General features: G+C 55.2%; 2 protein-coding genes. Both read right to left on the bottom strand.

Going from position 1 to position 2514, the window contains the following annotated elements; translation table 11 throughout:
* Positions 1–157: 157 nt before the first annotated feature.
* Entirely contained in the window at positions 158–1003 is an 846-nt protein-coding gene (fghA, locus tag ACP5D4_RS16625; protein ID WP_428012741.1) for an S-formylglutathione hydrolase, read from the bottom strand.
* Positions 1004–1155: 152 nt separating this feature from the next.
* Positions 1156–2265 (bottom strand): S-(hydroxymethyl)glutathione dehydrogenase/class III alcohol dehydrogenase, encoded by a 1110-nt coding sequence (locus ACP5D4_RS16620; RefSeq protein WP_428012747.1) that lies wholly within the window; start codon positions 2263–2265, stop codon positions 1156–1158.
* Positions 2266–2514 lie beyond the last annotated feature (249 nt).

Genomic DNA, 2514 nt, shown 5'->3' with positions numbered 1-2514 from the left:
TGCCGGGGATCTCCGGCAGCCATTGACCGATTTGATATTTTCAGGCCAACCCTTTAATACGGAGATATCTTTTCTAACAGGGGTTTCAGGACTTTTCTGCACCACTAAGCCTCATCACCTCATCACCTCATCATCTCATCACCTCATCACCTCCTCATCACCTTCCCAACGCAGCGGCATGATAGCGCACGTGGTCTTCCATAAACGTCGCCATGAAATAATAACTGTGGTCGTATCCCGGCTGACGGCGCAACTGCACCTCGACCCCTGCCGCTTTACAGGCGTCCTCGAACACTTCCGGTAACAACTGACCCTGACTCAAAAACGAATCCGCCTCGCCTTGGTCGATTAAAATCGGACGGTTCCAACCAGACGATCCCACCAACTCGCTGGCATCGTACAGCTTCCAATCCTGCCGATTTTCGCCGAGATAGCCGCGAAATGCCTTTTCGCCCCAAGGACAGCGCGTCGGGGCGGCAATGGGCGCAAACGCCGACACCGACTGATATCGCGAGGGATTGCGAAGCGCACAGACGAGCGCCCCGTGACCGCCCATCGAATGGCCGAACACGCTCTGACGGGAGGCATCCACCGGAAACCCTTGCGCCACCAACGCCGGGAGTTCCTCGGTGACGTAGCTGTACATCCGATAGTGTCGGTTCCAGGGTTCCTGGGTTGCATCCACGTAAAATCCCGCCCCAGAACCGAAATCCCAATCTTCATCCTCACCCGGTAGCCCCAAATTCCGAGGGCTGGTATCCGGTGCGACTAACATCAAGCCGTATTGCGCCGCATACCGTTGCGCTCCCGCTTTGGTAATAAAATTTTCCTCCGTACAGGTGAGTCCCGACAGCCAGTAGAGAACCGGAACCCGTTCGGTTTCCGCTTGCGGCGGTAGATACACCGAAAAGCGCATTTCGGTGTTACAAGTTGCAGAAAGATGGCTGTAAAACTGCGTCGTTCCGTCAAAACAACGACTTTGGCTTCTGAGTGTTAAGGACATAAGGTTAAAAAAAATCGGGTTTTCGGTAGGGTGCGTGACTTAAAAAATCGGGTGTAAATCGTGAAACCGAGAACTCGTCACGCACCGACAATGTGCGCTCTCGCAGAGATCGCTCGATCGCTTCCGCCGCAACGCAACGCAACGAGTCCAACCTAGGGGAACGTAACCACTGTCCGAATGGCTTTCCCTTCGTGCATCAAATCGAACGCCTCGTTAATCCGTTCGAGGGGGACTACGTTCGTCACCAGACTATCGATATCGATTTTCCCGTCCATGTACCAATCGACGATTTTCGGCACGTCGCGGCGGCCTTTCGCCCCACCGAACGCCGTTCCTCGCCAAACGCGCCCCGTCACCAACTGGAACGGACGGGTACTGATTTCCTGTCCCGCACCTGCGACGCCGATAATAATCGATTCGCCCCAGCCTTTATGACAGCATTCCAACGCCTGACGCATCACCTCGACGTTCCCGATGCACTCGAAGCTGTAATCGGCACCGCCGTCGGTGAGTTCGATAATATGCGCCACCACGTTGTCAACTTCCTTGGGATTGACGAAATGCGTCATGCCAAACTGTTCGGCGAGGGCGCGTTTGTCGGGGTTGATATCCACGCCGATAATCTTGTCGGCGCCCACCATTCGCGCTCCTTGAATCACGTTTAAGCCGATTCCACCGAGTCCGAAAACCACTACGTTGGAACCCGGTTCGACTTTGGCGGTGTTGATGACGGCACCGACGCCAGTGGTGACGCCGCAGCCAATCAAACAGGCTTTCTCGAAGGGCGCATCGTCGCGGATTTTCGCCACGGCGATTTCTGGTAACACGGTGAAATTGGCAAAGGTGGAGGTTCCCATGTAGTGGTGGATTTTTTTGCCGTTGAGGGAAAAACGGCTGGTTCCGTCGGGCATTACGCCTTTGCCCTGGGTGCTGCGAATGGCTTGGCAGAGGTTGGTTTTGCCGCTGAGACAGAATTTACACTCACGACATTCTGGGGTGTAGAGGGGAATGACGCGATCGCCCGGTTTCAGGCTTTTCACCTCCGGACCCACTTCTACGACTACGCCAGCCCCTTCGTGGCCGAGAATGGCAGGAAACAAGCCTTCGGGATCGGCTCCTGAGAGGGTGTAGGCGTCCGTGTGACAGACGCCGGTTGCTTTGATTTCCACCATCACCTCTCCGGCTTTGGGACCTTCGAGTTGAACGGTTTCGATGCTCAGAGGCTTTCCCGCCTCCCATGCCACTGCTGCCCGTACATCCATAACGATTTTTTTCTCTAAACGGCGAACCAGCCAAATTTTATCGAAGTCTGGGGAAGAGGTCTTGGGGAACGGGGGAATTTCCACGAGTTGGGTGGGGGGCGGAACGGCGATCGCTCTTACAGTTGGTCGGGATCGACCAGTTCGTCGGGATCGATGCCTAACTCTCGCAATTTTTCGGCGAGGCGATCGGCTTTGGCTTGTACTGCATTCAAACGCGCTTGAACTTGCTGCAAACTCTCAAACCGAGAA

The organism is Baaleninema sp. (assembly GCF_049974805.1).
In the GTDB taxonomy this organism is placed as follows: Bacteria; Cyanobacteriota; Cyanobacteriia; order Cyanobacteriales; family Geitlerinemataceae; genus Baaleninema.
Note: the sequence above shows the minus strand (reverse complement) of the source record. Positions and strands in the feature narration are given on the sequence as shown.

Excerpts from the sequence above, each read along its gene's own strand:
- fghA (WP_428012741.1), bottom strand. The coding sequence starts at position 1,003 with ATGTCCTTAACACTCAGAAGCCAAAGTCGTTGTTTTGACGGAACGACG.
- ACP5D4_RS16620 (WP_428012747.1), bottom strand. The coding sequence starts at position 2,265 with ATGGATGTACGGGCAGCAGTGGCATGGGAGGCGGGAAAGCCTCTGAGC.